Source organism: Staphylococcus sp. EG-SA-2 (assembly GCF_017152085.1).
Genome location: NZ_JACYHC010000164.1, coordinates 1 through 534 on the forward strand (window position 1 = coordinate 1; position 534 = coordinate 534).

The window sequence follows — 534 nt, forward strand, 5'->3', positions numbered from 1 at the left end:
CTCGTGGTATAGCTTTCGATTCAATTAAATCTTTAAATACTTGACCAGGACCTACAGAAGGCAATTGGTCCTCATCACCTACAAATATCAATTGTGCATCTAAAGGAACTGCACTTAAAAATTGGTGAAACAACCAAGTATCTACCATAGACATCTCATCAATGATTATGAGTCGTGCGTTTATTTCATTTTCTAATATATCCTCTGGCTTTGTGTCTTGATTCCAACCTATTAAACGATGAATCGTCATTGCTTCTAATCCAGTTGACTCTTGTAGTCTCTTAGACGCTCTTCCTGTTGGCGCTGCTAATACAACTGGATAATCATCATTGACATAATCATCATAATCTAATGATAAGCCATGAATCTCAGCATATAATTCTACAATACCTTTAATTACTGTCGTCTTTCCTGTTCCCGGTCCACCGGTTAATAGCATCACCTTAGAATTGATAGCCGTTTGCAAAGCTTCTTTTTGTGAAGCTGCATAGTTCACTTGATTCGCATCTTCTATTTCACCAATATGCATTTGTA

The 534-nt window shown here is 36.9% G+C and carries 1 protein-coding gene; it reads right to left on the reverse strand.

Annotated features, from left to right (window positions below; all coding sequences use genetic code 11):
- Positions 1-534 (reverse strand): AAA family ATPase (locus tag IDG60_RS01535; RefSeq protein WP_164825709.1); only part of this gene is annotated, 534 nt, incomplete at both ends.